Here is a 24,539-nt window from a genome sequence, read left to right on the forward strand (position 1 = left end):
CGCCTGGGCAAGGGCCGCCCGGTGCCTGGGTGATCGAGGCGATGTGCGCGCCCCTGGAGTCCGCGCGATGGCGATCCTCTCAGCATGCTGTTTCCTCCTGTTGAGGAATGCATAATGCATTCTTGATCGGGATGGCAATAGCGCTTCTGCGACCCGCGCTCCCACCGGTGTTAACCTACGGATCAGCCAAAACGCAGCTTTCCTGGCGCAACGGGTCGAGACATTCGGTGATCGGCGTCGCCCACCCCTTGCCAATCACGATGTAGAATGCATTCTTAGCGCAAACAGATCGGCTCTCTCATCGAAAGCCAGGCTGCAAAAATGGGGAGAGTCCAGGATGAGCCGATTTCAGCCTGCGTCAGCCGGCCACGGCCGACGCGGTATCCTGCTGTCAGCGGCGGGCGGCATTCTTGCCGGCGTAAGCCGGCCGGCCAACGCCCAAGGCACGGACCCCGCCTACCCCAGCCGGCCGATCCGCATGGTGGTACCCTACGGCGCAGGCACCAGCACCGACATCATGACGCGCGTCGTCGCCCCCCACATGGCCCGCACCCTCGGGCAGCCGATCGTGGTGGAGAATCGGCCCGGCGCGAGCGGCGCCGTCGGCAGCGAAGCGGTCGCGCGATCGGCGCCCGACGGCTATACCCTGCTCATGGGCGCGGTCGCGTCCCATGCGGTGCTGCCATCCCTGATGCCGCGGCTGCCCTATGATCCGCTGCGGGATTTCACGCAGATATCCCTCGTGACCAATGCGCCGAACTTGCTCGTGGTGAACCCGCAGGTGCCCGCCAGGTCGCTCCGCGAGTTCCTCGACTGGGCCAAGCGGCAGCCCAATGGGGTCACCTACGCCTCGGCCGGGAATGGCACGTCGAGCCACCTGGCCGGCGAGCTGCTCAAGCTGCGGACGGGGGCGCCGATCGAGCACGTGCCGTATCGCAGCGGGGCGCAGGCCGTGACGGATGTCATCGCCGGCCAGGTGCCCATGCTGGTCTATCAGGTAACCGCGGTGCTGCCCTTCGTGCGCGACGGCAGCCTGCGCGCGCTCGCCACCACATCGAACACGCGGCTGGAATGGACACCGGACGTCCCGACCGTCGAGGAGGCGGGCATCGCCGACTTCGATGTGGCCGCCTGGCACGGCCTGTTCGGCCCCGCCGGCCTGCCGCCGAGGATCGTGGACGCCATCTACGGCGCCCTGCGCGCCGCGCTGACCGATGAGACCCTGCGGCCGCGGCTGAATGAGCTCGGCCTGGTGCCGGTCGGCATGCCGCCCGCCGCGTTCAGGAGCTTCCTTGGCACCGATATCGCGAAGTGGCGCGACGTGATCCAGGCCGCGCAGATCAAGGCCGACTGACGGCGCCCATGCGGAGCGGCCAGGCGGTTCGGTCCGCGCCAAAGTTCGACAACATATTGTATATGCGGCATTGGTATCATCACCCGCCGCATAAACCGCAAGGAAAGACGCCGTTCGTGGAATACCGCACGAAAGAGGAGCAGGTCGCCGACTACCTTCGGGAGGCCATCCTCGCTGGCCGTTTCCCGCGCGGGACGCAGTTGAAACAGGCCGAGGTGGCGAAGACGCTTCGCATCAGCATCACCCCGGTGCGCGAAGCCCTGAGGATGCTCGAGGCTGAGGGCTACATCGGCCGCGGCGCCTATCGGGGCGCCACCGTCGCGCCGCTCGATCTCTCTGCCTCCGTGGAGACGCTGAACCTTCGCATCATGCTGGAGGGCCAGCTCATCCGCTATGCGGTGGAGAAGGCAACCACGCAGGATCTGCAGGAAATCCGCGCGCTCGCCGACGAATTCGCCAGTGCCGTCAGGAAGAACGACAGCGGCGCGGCGAGAGCGGCGAACTACCGCTTCCACAAACGCATCTACAGCGTCGCGTCGATGCCGCAGACCCTGCATTTCGTGCAGGTCCTTTGGGCCCGCTATCCCTTCGACGTCATCAATCGCGTCGATGGACGCGCCCTTCGTGCGGTCGAGGAGCATGAGGAGCTTCTGCGGCCGATGGTCGAGGGCGACATCACCGGCACGATGCTCGCACTGCGCCGCCACATCGAGGCGGGCTGGGCGACGGTCAATGACGTGCGGCAGAACGGCGCAGCCGGATCGTCCGAGTAGACCCGCTTACCCACAGACCAGGCAGGGAGCCTTTGGCATGAGCCAGTCCGTTTTGTTGGTCATGGATATGATGAACGACCTGATCCACCCGGACGGGCCGAACGGCACCACCTACGCCCCCATCATCGCCCGCCGCGCCGTCATCGAGAACACGCGCAAGGTGATCGCCAAGGCGCGTGCCGCCGGCGTGCGGGTCGGCTTCGTGCGGGTCGGGTTTTCGGCCGACTACGCGCAATGCCCGCCGAATTCCCCGGTCTTCTCGGCCGCCCCCAAGCGCGGCCTGTTCAAGCTCGGCACCTGGGGCACCGAGGTGCATGCGGCGCTGGAGCCGCAATCACACGACCTGGACATCGTGAAGCACCGTGTCAGCCCCTTCTACGGCACGTCACTCGAACCGACCCTGCGTGCTCTTGGTACGACACAGATCTATATGACGGGCGTGTCGACGAACGGCGTCGTTCATACCGGGGTCCGAGAGGGCCATGACCGCGATTACGCGTGCGTCGTCGTCGAGGATTGCTGCGCCGGGATCTCCGATGAGGAGCATCACAACGCGATCGCCTGCATGCGGCGTTTTGCCCAGATCCAGAATGCGGACGAGGTCGCATTCGTACCTTAGGCGACCCTGCCTTCCTGGTTCCCCTCCGTCATGAGCGGAGCCTGTGCTCCGTGTTCCCCGATATCGGGGCGGCGCCGGAGGTGATCAGGCGGCGTCGGCGTTCATGGCCTCGGTACTGACAATGCCGGGCCGGCGGTTCAAGTCCGCACGCCGCTACCATCATCCTCCGTGATCGCGCGACCGGATCGCAATCGCCGCAAGCGTCCTGGGGCGCCGCGCGCTCGTCATCCTGCGCCTCACCAGCCCTATCATCCGCCCGGCACCTGTGAAAGAATTTCACCCTGGATGCCTGGATCATTTTTCGAAGGACGGCGCTGATGTTGGTCAAGTTTTCCCGCCCATTGTTCCTGGCACTGGCCGCGGCCGTGCTGCCGGGCGTGGCCCAGGCCCATACCGGCACCGGCCACTTGATGGGGATGCTGCACGGCTTCCAGCACCCGATATCCGGGCTGGATCATATCCTTGCCATGGTCCTGGTCGGCGTCTTCGCGGCACAGATCGGCGGCCGTGCGGTTTGGCTTGTCCCCGTGTCGTTCCTGGCCGCCCTGGCGCTCGGGGGCGCGCTCGGTGTCGCGGGGGTCCAGATGCCGTTCCTTGAGGTCGGGATCGCGATGTCCGTCGTCATTCTCGGCGCCATCGTGGCACTCGTGGTCAAGGCACCGCTGCCGGCGGCGATGGGCCTGGTCGGCCTGTTCGCGATCTTCCATGGCTATGCGCATGGCGCGGAGATGCCGCTGGGTGCCGATGCGGCCGCCTATGCGGCGGGGTTCATGGTCACGACCGCGGTGTTGCACACCTTGGGCATCGGCATCGGTCTGTCGATCGGCCGGATGAACGCCAGGCACGGTGCCTTGGTCGCGCGCTCCGCGGGCAGCCTCGCCTCCATCGCCGGGATCGGGCTGCTGATCGCGGCGGTCTGAACCACCGGCGGCGCCACGCCGCCGCTACCATCCATTTCGCTTCCATCGCATCCTGCGCCACCCACCACGGCCAGGATGCGCAATGCCCGAACGCCACGAAAAGCTTTCCCAGGCGCTCGGCCTCATCACCGCCCTGTCCGCGACCCGCGCGGGGCTGACCATGGCCCAGATGCAGGCGGACCTCGGCTGCGGCCGGCGCACGGTCGAACGCCTGCTGGCCGCCATCCGCCAGGCCTGCGCGGATGTCGAGGAGGTCGCGACCGATCTACCGGAAAAGCGCTGGCGCATGCGGCCCAGCCGCCTGGTCGCCACCGTCCGCATGACGCCTGAGGAAATCGCCGAGATCGAGGCCGCCGCCCGCCGCCTGGTGGACGAGGCCCTGCCCGCCCGCGCCGCGACCCTGCGCTCCGCCGCCAACAAGCTCCGCGCCAGCATGGACGAGGGCGCCCGGCGCCGGGCCGAGCCCGATGTGGAGGCGCTGCTCGCCGCCGAGGGCCTGGCCGCCCGCCCCGGCCCCCGCGTCGCCGTGCCGCCCGGCGTGATCGAAACCCTGCGCCACGCGCTGCTGGCGACGCATCTCGTCCGGATCAGTTATCTGACCGCCAACGGCGCCGCGCGCGAGCACCTGCTGGAACCCTATGGGCTGCTGTATGGCGCCCGGCCCTACCTGCTCGCGGCCAAGCCGGGCAAGCCGGATGTGGCGGTCTGGCGGCTGGACCGGGTGCGATCGGTGACCGAGACTGAGGAGGCCTTCGTGCCCCGCCCGGGCTTCGACATCGCGACCCTGATGAAGGACAGCTTTGGCGTCTGGCGGGAATCCCCGATGGACGTGGTGCTGCACTTCACCGCGCCGGCGGTCGAGGACGCCCTGACCTGGCGCTTCCACGGCAGCCAGCAGGCCGAACCCCAGCCCGACGGCAGCCTGATCCTGCGGTTTTCCGCCGGCGGGATCGAGGAGATGGCCGCCCACCTCGCGCAATGGGACGGCAAGGTGGAGGTCCTGGCCCCGCCCGCCCTGCGCGACCGCATGGCGCGGATGGGGCAAGCCCTGGTGAAAGGCCATGCGACTCGGATTGATTCGGCATCCGTCCGATCCTGACGCAGCCCTGTTCCAGTCTTCCTGGCGTTCGTCACGGCCAGGGAGATCACCATGTCCAACTGCTTTGGTTTCGCCGCCCCGGTCGCATCGCCGCCGGCGGCGCCGGCCCGAAAGACCCGGCTGCGCCTGCACGACAGCCAGGTGGTCGCCCTGGCCCGCATCGCCTGCGCCGGGGATGCGGGGCTGCGCGCCGCGATCCTGGCCGGGCGCTGGAACGCCGGGGATCTGGCCCGCCTGGCGACCGAGGCCGTGACCCTGGGCATCGCGGCGGGCGACCTGCGCCCCGCCAGGCGGGCGGCGGTGGAGGACGCCTTTGCCTTGCGGCTGGCCGGGCTGCTGGCCACAGCGCGGCCGGTCGCCGGTGGTTTCAACAGCCTGGCCGAATTCCTGGGCGGCCGGGTGGCGGACCGGCCGGACCGGCTGGTGGCGGTGCCGCGATCGCCCAGGCATCGCACCTGACACACCGCCGCCCTTGCCCAGCCCCGCCCTTTGGTCGTCCACTCCCTCCAAAGACAAGGGTCTGGAAACGATGCCCGACACCAACGCCGCCCCTCCCCCCGCGCTCGATGCGCTGATCATCGGGGCGGGCTTTGCCGGCCTGTACCAGTTGCACATGCTGCGCGACCGCCTTGGCCTGGCCGCGGAGGTGCTGGAAGCCGGCAGCGGCGTCGGCGGCACCTGGTACTGGAACCGCTACCCGGGCGCGCGCTGCGATTCAGAAAGCCACTCCTATTGCTACACCTTCTCCGACGCGCTGCTGCAGGAATGGGAATGGTCCGAGCGCTATCCCGAGCAGCCGGAGATCATGCGCTACCTGAACCACGTCGCCGACCGGTTCGACCTGCGCCGCAGCATCCGCCTGGATACCCGCGTCGCCGCCGCGCGGTATGACGAAGCCGCCAACCTGTGGCGGGTGCGGACCGAGGCCGGGCAGGTGCTGTCGGCACGCTACCTCATCACCGCGGTCGGCTGCCTTTCGACCGCGAACGTGCCCCGGATCGAGGGCTTGGACCGCTTCGCCGGCGATTGGTTCCACACCGGGCAATGGCCGCATGGCGGCGTCGATTTCACGGGCAAGCGGGTGGGGCTGGTCGGCACAGGCTCGACCGGCATCCAGGCAACCCCGGTCATCGCCGCGACGGCCAAGCACCTGACGGTGTTCCAGCGCACCGCGAACTACAGCGTGCCCGCGCAGAACGCCCCGCTGACGCCGGAATTCCGCCGCCACGTGAAGCAGAATTTTGCCAAGATCCGCCAGGTGATGCGGGAGACGACGAACGGCCACCCCTTCCGAATCTCCGAACACGCGGCCTTCGACGTCACGCCGGAGGAACGCCAGGCCGCCTACGAAGCCGCCTGGGCCAAGGGCGGGCTGCAATTCCGCGCGACCTTCCGCGACCTGCTGCTGGACCCCGCCGCGAATGAAACCGCGGCCGCCTTCATCAAGGCCAAGATCCACGCGATCGTGAAGGATCCGGCCACCGCGGCCGTGCTGGCCGACATCGACCACCCCTACGCCGCCAAGCGCCCCCCCATCGACAGCCAATATTTCGAAGCCTTCAACCGCGACAACGTGTCCCTCGTCGACTTGCGCGGCGCGCCGATCGAACGGATCACGCCCACCGGCATCCAGACCAGCCAGGCAGAATACCCGCTCGACATCATCGTCTTCGCCACCGGCTTCGATGCGATGACCGGGCCGTTGCTGCGCATCGACATAGAGGGTCGCGACGGGCTGGCGCTGCGCGATGCCTGGGCCGCGGGGCCGCGCAGCTACCTGGGGCTGACGATGACCGGCTTCCCGAACCTGTTCACCATCACGGGGCCAGGCAGCCCCTCGGTGCTGACCAATATGCCGGTCGCGATCGAACAGCATGTGGACTGGATCACCGATTGCATCGCGTATCTGCGCGCGCAGGGCATCGCCCGCATCGAACCGACCGACCCCGCCGCCGACGACTGGGTGAAGGAGGTGAACCGCGCGGCCGCGGCCACCCTGCTGCCGCAGGCCTCAAGCTCCTGGTACCTGGGCGCCAATGTGCCGGGCAAGCCGAGGGTCTTCATGCCCTATGCCGGGGGCCTCGCGCATTATCGCAGGCTTTGCGACGACGTGGCGGCGCGGGGCTATGCGGGGTTTGCCCTGAGCTGATGGCGTCCTCGCCCGAACGCACATCGGGGCACAACCGCAGATCGGTTGAAGGTTAACAGAGAATGAATGCATGCTCCGCTCATGCGCATTCCCCCGGTCGCCGCCAGCCATCGTTCTCGTGACACCGCAAAACGGCGCTCGCCGTTCATCGCCGATTTACATTTGTCCGCCACCATCATCGGCATGATCAGCAACAATTCCCTCGCGGCCTTCACGCAACAGGTTTCCCGCAGCGGCGGCGTCGGCCCCGGCGTGCAGCCGGTGCGCGGGCCGGATGTGCCATCCGGCCGGGTCGGCGCGATCTCGCCCATCGGGCCGGGCGCCGGCGGGACGGGCCAGCAGCGCAGCCTGGACTCGCTGCCCCCACCGCCCAGCCAGCCCTTGCCGCGCGGGTCGCTGCTCGACCTGCGGGTCTGACCGCCCGCTTTCGGCGTCACAATGGGTCGGGGTGCGCCCGGTTCATCAACGCCCATGGCTTGCAAGTCCCGCCCCGGACGGCCAGATTCCGATGAATGGCCGCCAGCCCAACCCCGAAATTCATCCGCCGCGTCCCCGAGGGTGACGATCGGGAACGGCTGCTCTGCCCCGATTGCGGCCATGTCGCTTACGAGAACCCGAAAATCGTCGTCGGCAGCGTCGTGGACCTGGATGGCGGGGTGCTGCTCTGCCGCCGCGCGATCGAGCCGCGACGCGGCTTCTGGACGCTGCCCGCCGGCTACATGGAGATGCACGAGACGGTCGAGGAAGGTGCGCGACGCGAAGCCTGGGAGGAAGCCCGGGCGCGCCTGACCCTGGACGGCATTTTGGCGGTCTACTCCATCGCGCGCCTCGGCCAGGTGCAGGTGATGTTCCGCGCCCGCCTGGCCGAGCCGGGGTTCGAGCCCGGCCCTGAAAGCCTGGAAGTCCGTCGTTTCGAATGGGAGGACGTGCCCTGGGACGACCTGGCCTTCCCCTCCGTCCACTGGGCCTTGCGCGCCTGGCGGGCGGGGCGCGATAGCCCCTTGGGGACGCCGGCGACCAACCCGGCCTCCGATCACCGTGGCACGGCACCGCTGCCCGTGGGGAACCCCGCATGATGGCCCGGATCGCGCCCCTGTTCGTGCTGGCTTTGCTCGCCGCTTGCACCCAGCCCATCGCGGGCGCCCCGGGTGAGGACGAAGCCTTGGTCAGCGCGGCCCAGACCCCGCCGGAGGACGCCGACGCCCCGCCGGACCCGCCGCTGCGGACCGCGACGCTGACGGCAGCGCCCGACGTCGTCGCCCCCGCACCGAGGCCATTCGGCGACGCGGCCCCCGCGGTGGTGCCGGCATCGTTGCGCGGCACCGGCGCCACGCCGCCGGGCCTGGTGCTCACCCCGCTGGCAGCCGATGTCTGGAGCAGCGCCGCGACGGCCATCCAGCCACGCGAACCAGCGCCGATGCCGAACCGCGGGCTGGACCCGCCATTCAGCCTGCCGTCGTCCGATCCGTCCTTTTCGCCCACGCTGATGCGGCCGGGGACCGGGCCGGACCCCAGCGCGGCGCTGGGTCCCGGCCACCCGCAGTTCCGCGACGACCGGCAATTCCAACAACCGGCCGCGGGCGCCAGGTTGCGGTTGCCGTTCACGAATTGACGGGTTTTTCCGCGCGGCCAAGCCAGGGCATGTTGCGGGCAACACGTTCCACCGCTTGCGGAAGTCGTGGGCTTGGTCGGATGCTGTCATCCACGCACCCCGAGGACGCCCCCGCCATGGCCATCCCGCATTTGCCACCCCGCCGGGCCATGCCCCTTCGGGCCTGGTGCGCGGCGGCGGCCCTTCTGGCGGTCTCCTGCGGCGCCATGGCGGCGCAGGCCGCTTGCCACCCGCCATCCAACCACCCGCCAGAGCTGGGTGCCGCGACATCCGACCCTGCAAGCCGACGTGTCGCCCTGCTGGATTCCCTGCTGGCCGATGCCGAGGCGGCACGCGCGCTGGATGAAGCGGGCCAGGACGGTTTCGCACGCATCGTCATGGCCACGGCGACGGGGCGCGTGGAAGTCCTGCTCGTCCAGATAGGTGGCGTGGATGACCCCACCCTCGGCGCCGTGCTGGCGCTCGGCACCGCGCGGGACGTGCTCGCACGCATCATCGCCGCGGCGATGCTGGCCGATGAAATCCCACCCGACGCACCGCAAGCCCGCCTGGCGCGGGCCATGGCGCTGCTGGATTGGTCAGCCCACGCCTGGCGCGCGGCGATGGGCTGCGGCGACGTGGTGAACGCAGTGCTGGCCGCGCGCAGCCATGGTGCCCTGGCCCGGGCCGATGCCCTGGCGCGCGATGCCTTCGCCACCAGCCCCGGCTGGGATGCGGCCGCCGTGCGCGCCACCGCCGCCGCCCTCGCCGCCCTGGCGGACCTGCTGCCCACGACCACCGAGCCCGGTGAACCTTGGCTGGTCAGCCCGGACCAGTTGGATGCCGCGGTGCAGTCACTGCGCGCATCGGCACGACCGCTGCTGCCGTGACACGGCCGGTTGGTCGATGACACCGGGTCGCGGTTGCACAAAGCCGCCCAGGTAAGGCATGTGATGGCATGGCGCCTGCACGGGACGGCGGCCGAACAACGGGACACCCTCGCATATGACGGATCAGACGACCCGGCCGCCTGGCGCTTCTCGGCGCGGCCTTTTCGCACTCGGCGGCGCGGCTGCCCTCTCCGCCTGCGCATCCCCCGAACGCCTGTCCGCCGTGCCGCGCGACCGTACGCTGGCGGCCAGCGTGCTTGGCCTGCCCAACGAACGCTTCCAGCTTTTTGGTGAGGGCGCCGGCCCCCTGGAAGCGGAGGTGATCTCGACCCTATCCCGCGGCGATACGATCAGCGGCCCGATGCGGCCGTTGAACCTGCTGGCAGTATCGGGCGGTGGCGAAGATGGAGCCTTTGGCGCCGGTGTGCTGGCCGGCTGGTCCGAAGCCGGCACCCGCCCGGTCTTCGACCTGGTGACCGGCGTTTCCACCGGCGCACTGACGGCGCCCTTCGCCTTCCTCGGTTCGGAATACGACAGCGCCTTGCGTGAGGTCTATACGAACACGACCGCGGCCGATGTGCTGCGCGCGCGCTGGTTGCCGACGGCGATCTTCGCCGATGGGCTGGCCGACAACACGCCCCTGTACAACACCATCACCCGCTACATCACGCCGCGGTCGCTGGCCGCGATCGCCACCGCCTATCGCAACGGGCGCCTACTGCTGATCGGCACCACCAACCTCGACGCGCAGACGCCGGTGATCTGGAACATCGGCGCGATCGCGGCCAGCGGCCATCCGGGCAGCGCCGACCTGGTGCGGAAGATCATGCTCGCCTCGGCCGCGATCCCCGGCGCTTTCTCGCCGGTCATGATCGACGTGACCGTGGATGGCGTGGCGAAGCAGGAAATGCATGTCGATGGCGGCGCCATCGCGCAGGTCTTCCTCTACCCGCCGGCGCTGACCCGTTTGCGGCGCGAACGCATCGCGGCCCGCCAGCCGGTGCGGGATATCAACGCCTATGTCATCCGCAACGCGCGGCTCGATTCCCAATGGGCCTCGATCGAGCGCCGCACCATGGGCATCGCCGGGCGCGCGATCTCCACGATGATTTTCGCCGCCGGCTACAATGACGTCGTGCGTATCTACAACACCGCGCGCGCGGATCATGTGAACTACCGCCTGGGCTACATCGGCCCCGAGTTCACGCGTGAAATCAAGGAACCCTTCGAGACGGAGTATATGCGCGAGCTGTTCGAGAACGGACTGCAACGCGCGCGCGCCGGCTTCGAATGGTCGACCCAGCCGCCGCTGGCGAATGGCGCGCATGCGCAAACGGCCATCCCCCCGACGCCGTCGACCCCGGTCCAGGCACCACGGCGGCGCCCGCCGACAACATGATCGCCATCATCTTCGAAGTCCTTCCCGCCCCGGGCCGGGAGGCGGACTACCTAAAATTCGCAGCCGACCTGCGCCCGGTGCTGGAGGGGATGGACGGGTTCATCTCCGTCGAGCGCTTCCGCAGCCTGGTCAATCCGGACAAGCTGCTGTCGCTGTCGTTCTGGCGCGACGAAGCGGCGGTGGTCGCCTGGCGCCGCCATCCGGCCCATGGACCCGCGCAGGACGCCGGGCGGGCCGGGGTTTTTGCCGGCTACCGGCTGCGGGTCGCGGCGGTGATGCGCGACTACGGGCTTCACGAGCGGGACGAAGCGCCCGAGGATTTGCGCGCGAAGGAAGTGCCGGCCGCCTGCCCCATCGGGCCGGCGTTCTGAAACGGGGCCGTCAGTCCAGCCCCATCAACCCGCGCGCAAACTCCCGCGCGTCAAACGGCCGCAGGTCGGCGGCCTTCTCCCCCACGCCGACCGCATGCACCGGCAGGCCAAATTCCTGCGCCAGCGCCACCACGACGCCGCCCTTGGCGCTGCCGTCCAGCTTGGTCACCACCAGCCCGGTCACATCCACCATCTCGCGGAACACGCGCACCTGGTTGACCGCGTTCTGACCGGTGGTCGCATCCAACACCAGCAGCACCGAATGTGGCACCTCGGGGTCGAGTTTGCGCAGGACCCGCACGACCTTGCGCAGTTCCTCCATCAACGCGGCCTTGTTGTGCAGCCGGCCGGCGGTGTCGATCAGCAGGATCCCCGCCCCCGCCGCGCGCGCCTGGGAAAGCGCGTCATGCGCCAGGCCGGCGGCATCCGCGCCATGCTTTTGCGGCGCGACCACGGGGCAGCCGGTGCGTTCGCCCCAGACCTGCAATTGTTCGACCGCCGCGGCCCGGAAGGTGTCGCCGGCGGCCATCCAGACGGCGTGGCCTTCTTCCCGCCAAAGCTGCGCCAGCTTGGCGATGGTCGTGGTCTTGCCGGTGCCGTTCACGCCCACCACCAGCACGACATGCGGGGCCAGCGTGGTGTCGGGGACCAGGGGCCGCGCGACCGGGGCCAGGATGGCGGCGATTTCCTCGGCCAGGGCGGTGCGGACTTCCTCATCCGTCACCTCGCGGCCGAAGCGCGTCTTGCGGAAACCCGCGACGATGCGCTGGGCGGCTGGCAGGCCGAGGTCGGCCGCGATCAGCGTCTCCTCCAACTCCTCCAGGGCCGCGTCGTCCAGGCGGCGCTTGGTGAAGGTGGCGGCGATGCTTTGCGTCAGGCGCGCCGTGCTGCGCGACAGCCCGGCGCGTAGGCGTGAGAAGAAGCCGCCGGGCTGGGGCGCGGGTTCGGGGTCTGGTTCGGCCGCGACCGGTTCGGGCGGCGGTGGCGGCAGGACCTCTGCGGCCGGCGGCGGCGGGGCGGCCGGCGGCGGCGGGGTGGCCGGCTCCTCGCGCCGCCCGGTCAGGCGGCCCCAGACATCCTTCAGCGCCATGTCATGCTGCCCGCCCCAAAGGTTCCGCCCATAAACCATCCTCCGTCGCGCGCGTCACCTGGGCCGCGATCATCTGCCCGCGCCCGCCCGGCAGCGGCCGGGCCAGCCGGACGGGGGCGAAATGCGCGCTGTGGCCGCGGTCGTCGGCCTCCAGCAGCACGCTTTCGGTCGCACCGACCCTGGCCGCGAAAAAGCGTTCGGCGGCATCGCGCCCCGCCGCCCGCAACGCCGCTGCACGCGCGCGCACCACCGCATGCGGCACCTGCGGCATCCGCGCCGCCGGCGTGCCCGGCCGGGGCGAGTAGGGAAACACATGCAGGAAGGACAGCCCAGCCTCCCCCACCAGCGCCAGCAGCGCGTCGAAGGCGGCGTCATCCTCAGTCGGGAAACCCGCGATCAGGTCGGCCCCCAGCGCCACATCCGGCCGCAGCCGTCGTGCCCGCGCCGCCAGTGCCAGCAGATCGGCGCGCGCATGGCGGCGCCGCATTCGCTTCAGGATCAGGTCATGCCCGTGCTGCGCCGACAGGTGCAGATGCGGCAGTAGCCGGGGCGCCTCGGCAAAATGCCGCCACAGCGTCTCGTCCATCGCCGCCGGGTCCAGGGTGGACAGGCGCAGGCGCGGCAGGCCCGGCACCGCATCCAACACCGCGCCGACCAGGTCGCCCAACCGTGGCGCGCCCGGCAGGTCCAGGCCCCAGGAGGCAATATCCACGCCGGTCAGCACGACCTCCGCGACGCCACCGGCCGCCAGGGCCGCGATGGTCGCGACCACGCGCCCGGCCGGGACCGATCGCGCCGCACCCCGCCCCTGCGGGATGACGCAGAAGGTGCAGTGGTGGTCGCAGCCCTGCTGCACCTGGACCATCGCCCGGGTGCGGCCACCGGTTTCGGCCAGCGGGGCTTCCTCGCCCGACGCGCCCCAGGTGGCAGGGGCCAGTTTCTCGGCATTCGGCACCACCCGCGCGACCCCCGGCAGCGCCGCCCAGGGGGTGCGGTCGATGGTCGCGGCGCAGCCGGTGACGGTGATGCGCAGGGCCGGGTCGTCGCGGTGGGCGCGGCGGATGGCCTGGCGGGCCTGGGCCTCGGCTTCCCCCGTCACCGCGCAGGTATTGACCAGCAGGGTTTCTGCCCCGGCGCCGCCCATCCCCGCCAGCCGCGCCATTGCGGCGGTTTCGGCGCCGTTCAGCCGGCAGCCGAAGGACAGCGTGCGCGGACCCGTCATCCCCTCAGCGCGTTCAGGTCGAGCATCCCGCGAAACGCGGTCGCGACGGGCCCGGTCATGGCCACCTGGCCATCGTCCCGCCATTCGATCATCAGCCGGCCGCCGGGCAGGTCCACCGCCGCCCGCCGATCGGTCAGCCCGCGCCGCGCCGCATTGACCAGCGCCGCACAGGCACCGGACCCGCAGGCCAGGGTCAGCCCCGCCCCGCGTTCCCAGACCCGCAGCCGGATGTGGTCGCGCGCGACCACCTGCACGACGCCGATATTGGCGCGCTGCGGGAAGATCGGGTCGTGTTCCAGGCCCGGACCCAGATCGCCCAACGGGATGCGGTCCACATCGGCCACGAAGAAGGTCGCGTGCGGGTTGCCCATGCTCACGGCCGCCGGATCGGCCAGCGGGCCGCGTTGCAGCGGCAGGTGCAGCGTGTCGTGCACATGTGCCAACGGCACATCATGCCATTCCGTCTTCGGCACGCCCATCAGCGCGGTGACGCTGCCATCCGCATGCACGGTGCAGGCCAGGTCACCCGAAATCGTGCGAACCATGATCTCGGGCCGCCCCAGCTCCGCCGCGACCAGGCTCGCGACGCAGCGCGTGGCATTGCCGCAGGCCCCGGCCTCCGACCCATCGGGGTTGCGGATGCGCATGAACACGTCGGCGTCGTCGCCGGGGGGTTCCATGACGATGATCTGGTCACACCCGACGCCGCGGTGGCGGTCACCAATGGCGGCGGCGGCATCGGGGCCGATGGGCAGGGCGGCGGCGCGGGCGTCCAGCACGACGAAGTCGTTGCCAAGGCCGTGCATCTTGCGGAAAGGTATCATGACAAGGCGCATATGCCCCGGCTAAGCCTCTGCTCCAAGGGCCAGGTGTATCGAACACGCCGGGATGCCCTTGCCCTCGCTCCCTTGGCCGGTTATAGGCCCGCCCTCGCCACGCGTCCGGGCCCGTTGGGGCATGCCCGGCCGTGGCGTTGCGCGCCCCCGCCATCCTGGCGGCGTGGTGCGTCCCCCTCGGCCATGCCGGCCGAACATGGAGGACCAAATGCCCAAGCGTAAGACCAAGAGCAGCGCTAAGAAGCGCTTCAAGATCACCGCCACCGGCAAAGTCATGGCCGGCCCTGGCAAGAAGCGCCACAACCTGACCGCCCGTTCGTCAAAGGTGAAGCGCCAGAACACCGGTAGCCAGGTGCTGCGGCACCAGGATGGCGTCACGGTGATGCAATGGCTGCCCTATGGCCTGGACCGGTAAGGAGAGCGCGATATGGCACGTGTCAAACGCGGCGTAACCAAGCACGCCCGCCACAAGAAAATCCTCAACCTCGCCAAGGGGTATGTGGGCCGGTCAAGCACCGCCTACCGCCCCGCTCTTGAGCGGGTTGAGAAGGCGCTCCAGTATGCCTACCGCGACCGTCGCAACAAGAAGCGTGAATTCCGCGCCCTGTGGATCCAGCGCATCAATGCGGCCGTCCGCGAACACGGCATGACCTATTCGGTGTTCATCGCCGGTGTGAAGGCCGCGGGGATCGAGCTGGACCGGAAGGCCATGGCCGCTATCGCCATGGACGACGCGCCCGGCCTGGCCGCGCTGGTCGAAGCCGCGAAGAACGCCATCGCGGCGGCTCCGGCCCCGGCAGTCTGATCACCCTCCCGGCGCTGCCGGGAGATTTTTTCGCGGAACCGGGGCCGCCCGTGTCGTAGGGCACGGGCGGCCCTTTCCATGTCTGGAATGATGATGTCCGACGATCTGACCAGCCTGCAGGCCGAGTATTTGGGGGCCATCGACGCCGCGTCCGATCCGCGCGCGCTGGATGCGGTGCGGGTGGCCGCCCTGGGCAAGAGCGGCGCCGTGACCGCCTTGCTCAAGGCGCTCGGCGGTGTACCGGCCGACCAGCGGCGCGAACGGGGTGCCGCGGTGAATGCGGTCAAGGCGGCGCTGGAGGCGGCGCTGGACATCCGCCGCGTGGCGCTGGACGCGGTGGCCCTGGATGCGCGCCTCGCGGCGGAACGCGTCGACGTCACCCTGCCCGCCCGCCCCTTCCCCCCCGCCGGTCCCGACCAGGGCGCGATCCACCCGATCACCCGCACGATCGAGGAACTGACAGCCCTCTTCGGCGCCATGGGTTTCGCGGTCGCCGAAGGGCCGGATATCGAGGCCGACTGGTATAATTTCTCGGCGCTCAACATCCCCGGCCACCATCCGGCACGGCAGGACCAGGACACCTTCTACCTGCCCCCCGCCCATGGCGACGGCTTCCAGACCGTGCTGCGCACCCAGACCAGCCCATTGCAGGTCCGCACCATGCTGGCCGGCAACCCACCGATCCGCATCATCGCCCCCGGCCGGACCTGGCGCGCCGACCATGACGCGACCCATTCGCCGATGTTCCATCAGGTCGAGGGCCTGGTCATCGGTCGCGACATCACGCTCGGCCATCTCAAGGGCTGCCTGATCGACGCGCTGCGCGGCTTCTTCGGCATCGGCGACCTGCCGGTGCGGTTCCGCTCTTCCTACTTCCCCTTCACCGAGCCCTCGATGGAGGTCGACATCGGCTGGAACCGCAAGACCGGCGAATTGGGCGGCGGCGGCGATTGGCTGGAGATCCTGGGCAGCGGCATGGTTCACCCCAAGGTGCTGGCCAATTGCGGGCTGGACCCGCGCGAATGGCAGGGCTTTGCCTTCGGCATGGGGATCGAACGCATCACGATGCTGAAGCACGGACTGCCTGATTTGCGCCCCTTCTACGAAAGCGACGTGCGCTGGCTGCGCGCCACCTCGGCCCCCGTGCTGTCACCGGCCTCGTTGTCGGAGGGCGTGTGACATGAAGTTCTCCGTCTCCTGGCTGCGCGAGCATCTCGACACCGACGCCGATGCCGCCGCGATCGCGGCCAGCCTGAACACCATCGGGCTTGAGGTCGAAGGCATCGAGGACCGCGGCGCCGCCCTTGCCGAATTCCGCATCGGGCGCGTGCTGGAAGCCGTGCAGCACCCGAACGCCGACCGGTTGCGCGCCTGCCGCGTCGATATCGGCGATGGCATTATTCGCTCGGTCGTCTGCGGCGCGCCGAATGCGCGGACCGGAATGCTGGCGGTCGTCGCCCTGCCCGGCGCCTTCATTCCCGGCACCGGCGTCACCCTGAAGATCGGCGAGATCCGCGGCGTGAAATCCGAGGCGATGATGTTGTCGTCGCGCGAAATGGGCCTCGGCGACGACCACGCCGGCATCGTGGACCTGCCGGAGGACGCGCCCGTCGGCGCCTCCTACCCCGTCTGGGCCGGGCTGTCGGACCCGGTGATCGAAATCAGCGTGACCCCCAACCGTGGCGACGCGCTGTCGATCCGCGGCGTCGCGCGCGACCTCGCCGCCGCTGGCCTGGGCGCGCTGAAGCCATGGTCGGCGGCCCCCGTGGCCGCCAGTTTCGCCAGCCCGCTGCAATGGTCCATCGCCGCCCCGCAGGCCTGCCATCAGGTCCTGGGGCGTGCCCTGCGGGGCCTGCACAATGGCCCCAGCCCGCAGTGGCTGCAGGACCGGCTGACCGCGATCGGCCTTCGTCCGATCAGCAAGCTGGTCGATGTCACGAATTTCTTCACCTTCGACCTCGGCCGCCCGCTGCACGTCTTTGACGTGAAGAAGGTGCATGGCGGCGTGCTGACCATGCGCATGGGCCGGGAGGGCGAAAGCTTCCTTGCCCTGAACGGCAAGGAGGTCACGGTCACCCCCGACGACCTCGTGATCGCCGACGACCACGGGCCGGAATCCCTGGGCGGTGTCATCGGCGGCCAGAATTCCGGCTGCGACGAACACACCACCGAAGCCTTCATCGAATGCGCCTTGTTCGATCCCGTGCGCGTCGCACAGACGGGCCGGCGGCATGGCATTGCGACTGACGCCCGGTCGCGCTTCGAACGTGGCCTGGATCCGGAACTGCTGGGCGATGCGGTCGAGGCCGCGACGCGTATGATCCTCGACCTCTGCGGTGGTGAGGCATCGGAGGTCGTCGCCGCCGGCGCGCGCCCGCACTGGCGCCGCAGTGCGACCCTGCGCTTCGAACGCCTGGCCGGCTTGGGCGGGCTGGACGTGCCGGCGGAACTCGCCTGCGCACGGCTGGAGGCGCTGGGTTTTGCCGTCGAACACCTCGACGCGCAGAAGGTCACCGTCGCGGTGCCGTCCTGGCGCAACGACGTGGCCTCCGACGCCTCCGACTATCGCGTCATGGCCCAGGCGCTGGACCCGGCGCCGGGACTAGATGCCGAAAAGGCCGCGATCGGCGTCTTCGACATCGAAAGCGAATGCGACCTGCTGGAGGAAGTGCTGCGCCTCGGCGGGCTGGACGTGGTGCCGGCGGTGTCGCTGCCCGCCCCCTCCGCCGTGCCGCCGCCCGCCATCACGCAGCGCCAGGCGCGGTCCGCCCTGGCGCGGCGGGTGTTTGGGGCACGGGGGGCGCTGGACAGCGTGACCTTCGGCTTCATGGCGCGCGACCAGGCGGCACTGTTCGGCGATGTGCCGGACAGCCTGCGGCTGCTGAACCCCATCGCTTCCGACCTCGACCAGATGCGCCCGACCCCGGTCGCGACCCTGGTTCTGGCGGCCGGGCGCAACGCAGCGCGGGGCATCCCGGCCGTCGCCTTGTCCGAGGTCGGGGGCGGCTGGCGGTCGCCTTTGCCCGATGGGCAATTGACCATCGCCGCCTGCGTCCGCACCGGCGAGACACCGCGCCATTGGGACGCGCCCGCCCGAGCGCTGGATTGGCTGGATGCCAAGGGCGATGCGCTGGCGGTGCTGGCCGCCCTGGGCGTGCCGGCGGCCGCCCTGTCGGTCACCGCCGATGCGCCGGGCTTCTACCACCCCGGCCGCTCCGGCGTGGTGCGCCAGGGGCCCAAAACCGTGCTGGCGCATTTTGGCGCGCTGCATCCGCGGGTCCTGGCCGCGCTGGACATCGCCGGGCCGGTCGTGGCCTGCGAGGTCTTCCTCGACGCCATCCCCGACCCCAAGCGCCGCAAGCGCGGGGCGCCGGACCTGTCCGACCTGCAACCGGTGCGGCGTGATTTTGCCTTCCTGGTCGATGCGACCGTCGCCGCCGATGCCGTGCTGCGTGCGGCACGCGGCGCGGAACGGGCGCTGATCGCCGAGGTCGCGCTGTTCGACCGCTACGCCGGCGACCGCCTGCCGGAGGGCAAGGTCAGCCTGGCGATCGAAGTCACCCTCCAGCCGCGCGAAAAGACGCTGACCGAGGCCGAGATCGAAGCGGTGGCCCAGAAGATCGTGGCCGCCGTGGCCAAATCCACCGGGGCGGTGCTGCGATGAGCCAGGACGTCACCACGCAGGAGGCCCTGGCGGCCCTCTACGACACCCCGCGCGACATCGTGCTGGCCAAGGTGACGGACCGGATCGAAGCGACGGCGGCGGCCTTCATCGCGGCCTCGCCCTTCTGCATCCTGGCGACCAGCGGCGCGCGCGGGCTGCATGCGACGCCGCGGGGCGATGCGCCGGGCTTCGTCACCCTGCTGGACGACGGCAGGCTCGCCCTGCCCGACCGGCGCGGCAACAACCGCATCGACGCGCTGCGCGACATCATCGACGACCCGCGCGTGGCCTTGCTGTTCCTGGTGCCTGGCGCTGGCGAGGGCCTGCGCATCACCGGCACCGCCACCATCAGCACCGATCCGGCCCTGCTGGCCCGCTTCGCCGTTGCCGGGAAGGCCCCCGTGACGGTGCTGCTGGTAACGGCCGCCCAGGTCTTCATGCAGTGCCAGCGCGCCGTCATCCGCTCCGGGCTTTGGGGGGACAGGGCGCGCCCGGCGGTGCCGACGGCGGGGATAATGCTGGCGGCGCATACCGGCGGCATGGTCGATGCCGCGGCCTATGACGCCGATATGCCGGAACGGGTGGCCGCCAGCCTCTACTGACCGTTACGCTTCGTCGCGCGGGCACGCAGGACGTGCCACAAGGGCGCGGAATGGTGCGAAAACTCCTGATCCTGGCCCTGCTGGCCGCCGTCGGCGCCGGCGGCTGGTATGGCTGGCAATCCCTCCCCCTGCCCGTGACGCTCGCCCCCGCGACGACGGGGCTGGCGGTCGAGGCCGTCTACGCGACCGGCAGCGTCGAACCCGTGACCATCGCCCGCGTCGGCCCCGCGACCCGCGCCCGCGTGACCGCCGTGCTGGTGGAGGAAGGCCAGCGCGTCACCGAAGGCCAGCCCATGGCCCAGTTGGACAATCGCGAAACCCGCGCCCGCGTCGAGGAAGCCGAGGCCCGTGCCCGCTACGCCGCCGAGGACGTCGCCCGGGTGCGCACACTGGTCAGCCGCGACATCGCCGCCCGCGCCACGCTCGACCGCGCCGAATCCGAGGCCCGCGCCGCCCGCGCCGTGGCCGATGCCATCCTGCGGCGCCTGGATGATTTCGTCGTCCGCGCCCCCGCCGCCGGCGTGGTCCTGCGCCGCGACGTGGAGGTCGGGGAGATCGTCGACACCCCCGCGACCCTGTTCTGGATCGGCGAACCCTCCCCCCTGCGGGTTTCGGCCGAGGTGGATGAGGAAGACATCGCCCGTGTCTCCCCCGGTCAGAAGGTGGTTTTGCGCGCCGATGCCTTCCCGGGGCGGGTGCTGACCGGCACGGTCGCGACCATCACCCCGCGCGGCGACACGACGCGAAAAGCCTATCGCGTGCGCCTGGCGCTGCCGCTTGATACACCGCTGCTGATCGGCATGACGGTGGAGGCGAACATCGTGCTGCGCGAAACGCCGGATGCGGTGCTGGTGTCGCCAGACGCGCTGCGCGACGGGCATGTTTTTGTGGTCGAGGATGGCGTACTGCGTCGGATTCCGGTCCGGGTCGGCGTGCAAGCGCCCCGGTCGATCGAAATCCGCGAGGGCCTGTCCGCCGGCACAATGGTCGTGGTGGAGCCCGTGTCCGGGTTGGCCGCCGGCCAGCGCGTGCGGATCCGGTCGTGAAACTGCTCTGGGACATCGCCTTCGGGATGCTCGGCCGCCGGCGCCGGCAGACGCTGGTGTCGGTGCTTGGGGTGGCGCTGGGCGTCGCCTTCTTCATCGCGATCGGTTCGGTGATGCGCGGCTTCCAGACCTATTTCATCAACCAGACCATCGATGTCGCCCCGCACATCACGATGAAGGACGAAACCCGCACCCCGCCGGCGCAGCCGGCCTTCCTGGCTTTCCCGGATGCGGCGGTGTCGGTGAACGGCATCAAGCCGCGCGACCGCGTGCGCGGCATCCGCGCCTCGGGCGATACGCTGGCGATGCTGGAGGCGATGCCGGGCCTGGCCGCCGCCCCGGTGCTGACCGGCCAGGCGCTGCTGCGCTATGGGGCGCGCGACGTCTCGGCCTCGATCTCCGGGATCGACCCGGTGCGTCAGGCGCGGGTGTCCAACATCAGCAAGGACATGATCGCCGGGCGGATCGAGGATCTGCGCACGGCGGCCAATGGCATCGTGATCGGCGACGGCCTGGCGATGCGGCTCGGCCTGTCGATGGGCGACAGCTTTTCCGCGATCTCCCCGGCCGGGGTCACCCTGTCGATGAAGGTCGTGGGGCTGTTCCGCACCGGCATCCAGTCGCTGGACCAATCGGCCGGCTACACGCTGCTGACGGTCAACCAGGTCCTGCAGAACCGCCCGAACGTGGTGAACCGGATCGAGATGCGGCTGGCCGATGTCACCCAGGCCGAGCCGATGGCCCGGCTGATCGAAGGCCGCTTCGCCAACCGCACGGAATCCTGGGAGGAATCCAACCGCAACATCCTGATCGTCTTCGTGATCCAGAACGCGATCATGTACAGCGTGACGGGGGCGATCCTGCTGGTCGCGGCCTTTGGCATCTTCAACATCGTCTCGACCGTGGTCTTCGAGAAGACGCGCGACATCGCCATCATGAAGTCCCTGGGTTTCACGGAAGGCGACATCCAGCGGCTGTTCCTGATCCAGGGCATCGCCGCGGGGTTCATCGGCGCCATCCTCGGCTGCGCCCTGGGGGCCGCGATGATCGAGGGCCTGGCCCAGGTCCGCTTCGGCATCGGCACGCCGGCGGGCAATGACCGCTTCCTGCTGGCGCGCGATTGGCGGCTTTATGCGATCGGCTGCGTCTTCGCGCTGGTCTCGGCCGCCGTCGCTGCGCTGATGCCGGCAAGGCGGGCCGCGCGGCTGGACCCGGTGCAGGTCATCCGGGGGGCCGGATGAGCCTGCTGGCCGCGATCGGCATGGGCAAGCGCCTGCCCGGCGGCGTCACCCTGGTGCAGGACATCGACCTTGTGATCGAGGCCGGGGAATTCGTCGCCGTCATCGGGCCATCGGGGTCCGGCAAATCCTCGCTGCTGTATCTGCTGGGCTTGCTGGACCGGCCGAGCGAGGGGCGCATCCTGCTGGACGGGGCGGACACCGCCGGGCTGGCACCGGCCGACCTGGCGGCCCTGCGCCTGTCGCGCATCGGTTTTGTCTTCCAGTTCCATTTCCTGCTGCCGGAATTCGATGCGCTGGACAATGTGCTGATCCCGATCCGGCGGCTGGACAGGCTCCGCGGGCGCGATGCCCGGGCGCGGGCGAATGCGTTGCTGGACGCCTTGGGGCTGGCCGGCCAGGGCCACAAGCTGCCGGAACAACTCTCGGGCGGGATGCGACAGCGGGCGGCGATCGCGCGCGCCCTGGCCAATGATCCGACCCTGATCCTGGCGGATGAGCCGACGGGCAACCTCGACACCAAGAATGCCGCCGCGGTCTTCGACATCTTCGAACGCCTGGCACGCGACCAGGGGCGTGCGGTGGTGACGGTCACGCATGACGTGGAACTGGCCAGGCGCGCGACGCGGCGCGTCCATCTGGTCGATGGGCGGGTGGTGAGCGACGAGCGGGGTTAGCCGGTTTTGGTAAGACGGGGCGGTGGCGCAGCCTCTTTCAGATCGCGAACGCCGTTGTTGCAGCAGCCTGTCAGGTCGGGTCGGCGTGCAATCCCATCTCGGCCAGTTGCGCGGTGAACTCGGGGGACAGGATCAAGGCCCTGCGCAATTGCGCCAAATCGCGACGGATCTGCGCCTGGCGCTGTGCCATCTCGTCGCTTTCACATTCCCGCCCGAGGATCAGTCGATAGGCCGTCTTGACGTCCTCAACCGAAACTCCCACCGGCCGCTGCACCGCCCGCGACGGGGCCTCGCCGCGGATGAAGGCGCGGGCGCGCTCCGCCGCCGGCGGCATCGTGAAGGGCGCGCAAGCGGCATAGGCGCGGTAGGAGGCCTCGATCATCGCGCGCAGGTCGAAGCGCCGGGCCTCGTTCTTGAACACAATGTCCTGGATCCGAAATGCGCCTTTGCGACCGATGCGCGCGGCGATTTCGGGAAACAGCGGCCATACCTCCTTTTGCGCCAGCCGGTCCGCCGGGATGGCCGCATCGGCCGGCACGATCCCGACGCGACGCAGTGCGGCCCGCGCCAGCGCGAAGAGCACCTCGATCGTCGGATGATTGACGACATGCATGAAGACCGCCGGTGCCTCGGCCGTCAGTGCGCCGAAGTCGAAGCCAAGCGCGTCGATCTGCCGCCGCAGGACGCGCGTATCGTTGTCGAATTTGTCGAAGTACCCCAGTGCCGCGAAGGTGAAGGCGTTGAACAGTCGCACGGCCCGATCCAGCGGCAGCCCTTCATGATGGCAGGCCAGGGCGAGTGCGGAGTTGTAGGGCCCCATCGGGCCTATCACAGGGGCGCCGTCGCCGTGCCAGGCGTAGGTGCAATCGGGATGGAACCCGCCAAAGGCCAGGCTGGGCAGGATGATGGTGCCAGGCGCGCGCGGCAGCAGCGCATCCGTCGCAAGCGGGCCACAAGGACCGGAAGGAACGACCTGGGAGAACAGCGCATCGCAAGCCACCAGCGCATCCGAGAGCCCCGCCAGATCGCGGTCAGGCTCGTCCACATCGAGCCGGACGACGAGAAGATCATGCCCAGGCGCCAGCACGCGCAGGCAGTCGACGAAGCCCCCCATCTGGCAGTTGCCGACGACACCGATCTTCATCGCACGATGGCTTCTTCGTCGCAGACGATGGCCTGGAGCGCCACCAGGTCCCGCTCATCCGACGCCGTGCGGGCGGCCGAGGCGACGCTCGGGGCCAGCACGCGCGCCGGCCGGGCTTCACTCGCCAGGCAATGGCGGGAGAACAGCGCCATGACGGTCTCCACGCCCAGCGGCGTCACCTCCCGCAGGCCTGGCTCATAGAAGCTGTTGCCCGCGTGGGCGCCCGTGATGATTTCATAGGATGGGAAATAGGCGACACCCGGATCCTGGCGGCTCACCTCCTCCGCCACCACGCGCAAGGCGGCCTTGCTATAGGCGGTGGAAACCAGGACGTGCCGGTCCTCATAGGTCGCGATCAGCGGCACGGGGGACACGGTCAGGATGATGCCCACCGCCGGATTGACGATGCGCAGGTCGGCGATGAAGGCGCGCAGGTCGGCGGTCATCTCGGCCACGTCGAAATTGTGGAATGCGACATCCGCGTGGCCAGCCTCCGCCACGACACCCGGGGCGAGCGGGAAGACCGCGCCGTCAGCGGTCGATCGCCATGCCTCGGTCAGCCCCAGCGTGAAGATGAAGACGTCGCAGGTTTCGAACATGAGGCGCACGGCGGCCAGATGGGTCTCGCGATCCGCGCGCAGCGCATCGATGGTGGCAAAGCCATCCGGTTCGACCTGCGGGCGAAAGGGATCGACCAAGGCCCCATCGGGCCGGGTCCAGGCCTCGTCCCGCGGTTCGAAGATGGCGTAGGCGCGGCGGAACAATTGCAGCAATTGCCGCACCGAATAGATATTGCCGAAGCGTGCGGGGAAGACCCCGTAGCCGCGGGCCTCCGGCCCGGTTTCCGTCACCAGGTAGTTGAAGCCCTGGCGGATCAGCGTCCGGGAGATATGCTGGGCAAAGCAACTGCCGGCGGTCGCCACGCGGTCCTGTTGCGCGATGGTGATCTTGGCGGAAACGACGGGATCCACATCGGCGGCATCGATGGCGACGCTGCGCTTCCAGAAGCTGAAGTCGGGCCGGCCGGTATAGGGGTTGGGCATGCGCGCT

General features: G+C 69.8%; 26 protein-coding genes and 1 tRNA gene. 22 read left to right on the forward strand and 5 right to left on the reverse strand.

Translation table 11 applies throughout. The features are described 5' to 3' along the window. The first annotated feature begins 337 nt into the window (after window positions 1-337). The 14 genes from ACQW02_RS15360 (at window position 338) to ACQW02_RS15425 (ending at window position 11,165) form a co-directional block, all read left to right on the forward strand. Window positions 338-1,354, forward strand: coding sequence for a Bug family tripartite tricarboxylate transporter substrate binding protein (locus ACQW02_RS15360; protein ID WP_431280787.1), 1,017 nt, complete (start codon window positions 338-340; stop codon window positions 1,352-1,354). A 116-nt stretch (window positions 1,355-1,470) separates the two neighbouring features. After that, complete coding sequence (locus tag ACQW02_RS15365; RefSeq protein WP_431280788.1) at window positions 1,471-2,127, forward strand: GntR family transcriptional regulator; 657 nt, start codon at window positions 1,471-1,473, stop codon at window positions 2,125-2,127. A gap of 37 nt (window positions 2,128-2,164) precedes the next feature. After that, complete coding sequence (locus tag ACQW02_RS15370) at window positions 2,165-2,746, forward strand: cysteine hydrolase family protein (protein ID WP_431280789.1); 582 nt, start codon at window positions 2,165-2,167, stop codon at window positions 2,744-2,746. An 87-nt stretch (window positions 2,747-2,833) separates the two neighbouring features. Beyond that, window positions 2,834-2,905, forward strand: a tRNA-Val gene (locus ACQW02_RS15375). Window positions 2,906-3,063: 158 nt separating this feature from the next. Next, window positions 3,064-3,666, forward strand: a complete 603-nt coding sequence (locus ACQW02_RS15380) for a HupE/UreJ family protein (protein ID WP_431280790.1) — start codon at window positions 3,064-3,066, stop codon at window positions 3,664-3,666. Between the two features lie 82 nt (window positions 3,667-3,748). Continuing rightward, window positions 3,749-4,765: a helix-turn-helix transcriptional regulator gene (locus ACQW02_RS15385; RefSeq protein WP_431280791.1), complete on the forward strand. Its 1,017-nt coding sequence runs from the start codon at window positions 3,749-3,751 to the stop codon at window positions 4,763-4,765. 51 nt (window positions 4,766-4,816) lie between these two features. Next, window positions 4,817-5,224 carry a hypothetical protein gene (locus ACQW02_RS15390; protein ID WP_431280792.1) on the forward strand — a complete coding sequence of 136 codons (408 nt, stop codon included), beginning with the start codon at window positions 4,817-4,819 and terminating at the stop codon, window positions 5,222-5,224. 70 nt (window positions 5,225-5,294) lie between these two features. Then, window positions 5,295-6,914 (forward strand): flavin-containing monooxygenase, encoded by a 1,620-nt coding sequence (locus tag ACQW02_RS15395; RefSeq protein ID WP_431280793.1) that lies wholly within the window; start codon window positions 5,295-5,297, stop codon window positions 6,912-6,914. 162 nt (window positions 6,915-7,076) lie between these two features. Then, window positions 7,077-7,331, forward strand: a complete 255-nt coding sequence (locus ACQW02_RS15400; protein ID WP_431280794.1) for a hypothetical protein — start codon at window positions 7,077-7,079, stop codon at window positions 7,329-7,331. Window positions 7,332-7,426: 95 nt separating this feature from the next. After that, window positions 7,427-7,990: an NUDIX domain-containing protein gene (locus ACQW02_RS15405; protein ID WP_431280795.1), complete on the forward strand. Its 564-nt coding sequence runs from the start codon at window positions 7,427-7,429 to the stop codon at window positions 7,988-7,990. Further along, complete coding sequence (locus ACQW02_RS15410) at window positions 7,987-8,526, forward strand: hypothetical protein (RefSeq protein WP_431280796.1); 540 nt, start codon at window positions 7,987-7,989, stop codon at window positions 8,524-8,526. The genes ACQW02_RS15405 and ACQW02_RS15410 overlap by 4 nt, the downstream gene beginning before the upstream one ends. An 80-nt stretch (window positions 8,527-8,606) precedes the next feature. After that, window positions 8,607-9,395 (forward strand): hypothetical protein, encoded by a 789-nt coding sequence (locus tag ACQW02_RS15415; protein ID WP_431280797.1) that lies wholly within the window; start codon window positions 8,607-8,609, stop codon window positions 9,393-9,395. A gap of 115 nt (window positions 9,396-9,510) precedes the next feature. Next, window positions 9,511-10,794 (forward strand): patatin-like phospholipase family protein, encoded by a 1,284-nt coding sequence (locus tag ACQW02_RS15420; protein ID WP_431280798.1) that lies wholly within the window; start codon window positions 9,511-9,513, stop codon window positions 10,792-10,794. After that, entirely contained in the window at window positions 10,791-11,165 is a 375-nt protein-coding gene (locus ACQW02_RS15425; protein WP_431280799.1) for an antibiotic biosynthesis monooxygenase family protein, read from the forward strand. The genes ACQW02_RS15420 and ACQW02_RS15425 overlap by 4 nt, the downstream gene beginning before the upstream one ends. Before the next feature lie 10 nt (window positions 11,166-11,175). On the opposite strand, the gene ftsY is transcribed toward ACQW02_RS15425, so the two are convergent. The 3 genes from ftsY to dapF are packed head-to-tail and all read right to left on the reverse strand — an operon-like array spanning window position 11,176 to window position 14,283. Then, window positions 11,176-12,255 (reverse strand): signal recognition particle-docking protein FtsY, encoded by a 1,080-nt coding sequence (gene ftsY, locus ACQW02_RS15430; protein ID WP_431280800.1) that lies wholly within the window; start codon window positions 12,253-12,255, stop codon window positions 11,176-11,178. A gap of 1 nt (window position 12,256) precedes the next feature. Then, window positions 12,257-13,477 carry a MiaB/RimO family radical SAM methylthiotransferase gene (locus tag ACQW02_RS15435; protein ID WP_431280801.1) on the reverse strand — a complete coding sequence of 407 codons (1,221 nt, stop codon included), beginning with the start codon at window positions 13,475-13,477 and terminating at the stop codon, window positions 12,257-12,259. Then, complete coding sequence (gene dapF / locus ACQW02_RS15440) at window positions 13,474-14,283, reverse strand: diaminopimelate epimerase (RefSeq protein ID WP_431280802.1); 810 nt, start codon at window positions 14,281-14,283, stop codon at window positions 13,474-13,476. Before dapF ends, ACQW02_RS15435 begins: the two co-directional genes overlap by 4 nt. Before the next feature lie 238 nt (window positions 14,284-14,521). Here dapF and rpmI point away from each other — a divergent pair, with 238 nt between their 5' ends. From rpmI to ACQW02_RS15480, 8 genes are all read left to right on the forward strand, one after another. Next, on the forward strand, window positions 14,522-14,728 hold the full coding sequence (gene rpmI, locus ACQW02_RS15445) for a 50S ribosomal protein L35 (protein WP_431280803.1): 207 nt from the start codon (window positions 14,522-14,524) through the stop codon (window positions 14,726-14,728). 12 nt (window positions 14,729-14,740) lie between these two features. After that, window positions 14,741-15,118, forward strand: coding sequence for a 50S ribosomal protein L20 (gene rplT, locus ACQW02_RS15450; protein ID WP_431280804.1), 378 nt, complete (start codon window positions 14,741-14,743; stop codon window positions 15,116-15,118). 93 nt (window positions 15,119-15,211) lie between these two features. Then, window positions 15,212-16,297, forward strand: a complete 1,086-nt coding sequence (gene pheS / locus ACQW02_RS15455; RefSeq protein ID WP_431280805.1) for a phenylalanine--tRNA ligase subunit alpha — start codon at window positions 15,212-15,214, stop codon at window positions 16,295-16,297. 1 nt (window position 16,298) lies between these two features. Then, complete coding sequence (gene pheT, locus ACQW02_RS15460) at window positions 16,299-18,782, forward strand: phenylalanine--tRNA ligase subunit beta (protein WP_431280806.1); 2,484 nt, start codon at window positions 16,299-16,301, stop codon at window positions 18,780-18,782. Further along, complete coding sequence (locus ACQW02_RS15465) at window positions 18,779-19,384, forward strand: MSMEG_1061 family FMN-dependent PPOX-type flavoprotein (RefSeq protein ID WP_431280807.1); 606 nt, start codon at window positions 18,779-18,781, stop codon at window positions 19,382-19,384. The genes pheT and ACQW02_RS15465 overlap by 4 nt, the downstream gene beginning before the upstream one ends. A 50-nt stretch (window positions 19,385-19,434) precedes the next feature. After that, window positions 19,435-20,430: an efflux RND transporter periplasmic adaptor subunit gene (locus ACQW02_RS15470; protein WP_431280808.1), complete on the forward strand. Its 996-nt coding sequence runs from the start codon at window positions 19,435-19,437 to the stop codon at window positions 20,428-20,430. After that, on the forward strand, window positions 20,427-21,671 hold the full coding sequence (locus ACQW02_RS15475) for an ABC transporter permease (protein ID WP_431280809.1): 1,245 nt from the start codon (window positions 20,427-20,429) through the stop codon (window positions 21,669-21,671). Before ACQW02_RS15470 ends, ACQW02_RS15475 begins: the two co-directional genes overlap by 4 nt. Next, entirely contained in the window at window positions 21,668-22,345 is a 678-nt protein-coding gene (locus tag ACQW02_RS15480) for an ABC transporter ATP-binding protein (RefSeq protein WP_431280810.1), read from the forward strand. The genes ACQW02_RS15475 and ACQW02_RS15480 overlap by 4 nt, the downstream gene beginning before the upstream one ends. A 70-nt stretch (window positions 22,346-22,415) precedes the next feature. On the opposite strand, the gene ACQW02_RS15485 is transcribed toward ACQW02_RS15480, so the two are convergent. After that, window positions 22,416-23,489 carry a WcbI family polysaccharide biosynthesis putative acetyltransferase gene (locus tag ACQW02_RS15485; RefSeq protein WP_431280811.1) on the reverse strand — a complete coding sequence of 358 codons (1,074 nt, stop codon included), beginning with the start codon at window positions 23,487-23,489 and terminating at the stop codon, window positions 22,416-22,418. Then, window positions 23,486-24,532, reverse strand: coding sequence for a GSCFA domain-containing protein (locus ACQW02_RS15490; RefSeq protein WP_431280812.1), 1,047 nt, complete (start codon window positions 24,530-24,532; stop codon window positions 23,486-23,488). The genes ACQW02_RS15485 and ACQW02_RS15490 overlap by 4 nt, the downstream gene beginning before the upstream one ends. Window positions 24,533-24,539: the final 7 nt, after the last annotated feature.

The organism is Humitalea sp. 24SJ18S-53 (assembly GCF_050632385.1).
GTDB lineage: Bacteria > Pseudomonadota > Alphaproteobacteria > Acetobacterales > Acetobacteraceae > Humitalea.

Excerpts from the sequence above, each read along its gene's own strand:
- ACQW02_RS15360 (WP_431280787.1), top strand. The coding sequence starts at position 338 with ATGAGCCGATTTCAGCCTGCGTCAGCCGGCCACGGCCGACGCGGTATC.
- ACQW02_RS15370 (WP_431280789.1), top strand. The coding sequence starts at position 2,165 with ATGAGCCAGTCCGTTTTGTTGGTCATGGATATGATGAACGACCTGATC.
- ACQW02_RS15380 (WP_431280790.1), top strand. The coding sequence starts at position 3,064 with ATGTTGGTCAAGTTTTCCCGCCCATTGTTCCTGGCACTGGCCGCGGCC.
- ACQW02_RS15385 (WP_431280791.1), top strand. The coding sequence starts at position 3,749 with ATGCCCGAACGCCACGAAAAGCTTTCCCAGGCGCTCGGCCTCATCACC.
- ACQW02_RS15390 (WP_431280792.1), top strand. The coding sequence starts at position 4,817 with ATGTCCAACTGCTTTGGTTTCGCCGCCCCGGTCGCATCGCCGCCGGCG.
- ACQW02_RS15395 (WP_431280793.1), top strand. The coding sequence starts at position 5,295 with ATGCCCGACACCAACGCCGCCCCTCCCCCCGCGCTCGATGCGCTGATC.
- ACQW02_RS15405 (WP_431280795.1), top strand. The coding sequence starts at position 7,427 with ATGGCCGCCAGCCCAACCCCGAAATTCATCCGCCGCGTCCCCGAGGGT.
- ACQW02_RS15410 (WP_431280796.1), top strand. The coding sequence starts at position 7,987 with ATGATGGCCCGGATCGCGCCCCTGTTCGTGCTGGCTTTGCTCGCCGCT.
- ACQW02_RS15415 (WP_431280797.1), top strand. The coding sequence starts at position 8,607 with ATGCTGTCATCCACGCACCCCGAGGACGCCCCCGCCATGGCCATCCCG.
- ACQW02_RS15420 (WP_431280798.1), top strand. The coding sequence starts at position 9,511 with ATGACGGATCAGACGACCCGGCCGCCTGGCGCTTCTCGGCGCGGCCTT.
- ACQW02_RS15425 (WP_431280799.1), top strand. The coding sequence starts at position 10,791 with ATGATCGCCATCATCTTCGAAGTCCTTCCCGCCCCGGGCCGGGAGGCG.
- ftsY (WP_431280800.1), bottom strand. The coding sequence starts at position 12,255 with ATGGCGCTGAAGGATGTCTGGGGCCGCCTGACCGGGCGGCGCGAGGAG.
- ACQW02_RS15435 (WP_431280801.1), bottom strand. The coding sequence starts at position 13,477 with ATGACGGGTCCGCGCACGCTGTCCTTCGGCTGCCGGCTGAACGGCGCC.
- dapF (WP_431280802.1), bottom strand. The coding sequence starts at position 14,283 with ATGCACGGCCTTGGCAACGACTTCGTCGTGCTGGACGCCCGCGCCGCC.
- rpmI (WP_431280803.1), top strand. The coding sequence starts at position 14,522 with ATGCCCAAGCGTAAGACCAAGAGCAGCGCTAAGAAGCGCTTCAAGATC.
- rplT (WP_431280804.1), top strand. The coding sequence starts at position 14,741 with ATGGCACGTGTCAAACGCGGCGTAACCAAGCACGCCCGCCACAAGAAA.
- pheS (WP_431280805.1), top strand. The coding sequence starts at position 15,212 with ATGTCCGACGATCTGACCAGCCTGCAGGCCGAGTATTTGGGGGCCATC.
- pheT (WP_431280806.1), top strand. The coding sequence starts at position 16,299 with ATGAAGTTCTCCGTCTCCTGGCTGCGCGAGCATCTCGACACCGACGCC.
- ACQW02_RS15465 (WP_431280807.1), top strand. The coding sequence starts at position 18,779 with ATGAGCCAGGACGTCACCACGCAGGAGGCCCTGGCGGCCCTCTACGAC.
- ACQW02_RS15470 (WP_431280808.1), top strand. The coding sequence starts at position 19,435 with ATGGTGCGAAAACTCCTGATCCTGGCCCTGCTGGCCGCCGTCGGCGCC.
- ACQW02_RS15480 (WP_431280810.1), top strand. The coding sequence starts at position 21,668 with ATGAGCCTGCTGGCCGCGATCGGCATGGGCAAGCGCCTGCCCGGCGGC.
- ACQW02_RS15485 (WP_431280811.1), bottom strand. The coding sequence starts at position 23,489 with ATGAAGATCGGTGTCGTCGGCAACTGCCAGATGGGGGGCTTCGTCGAC.
- ACQW02_RS15490 (WP_431280812.1), bottom strand. The coding sequence starts at position 24,532 with ATGCCCAACCCCTATACCGGCCGGCCCGACTTCAGCTTCTGGAAGCGC.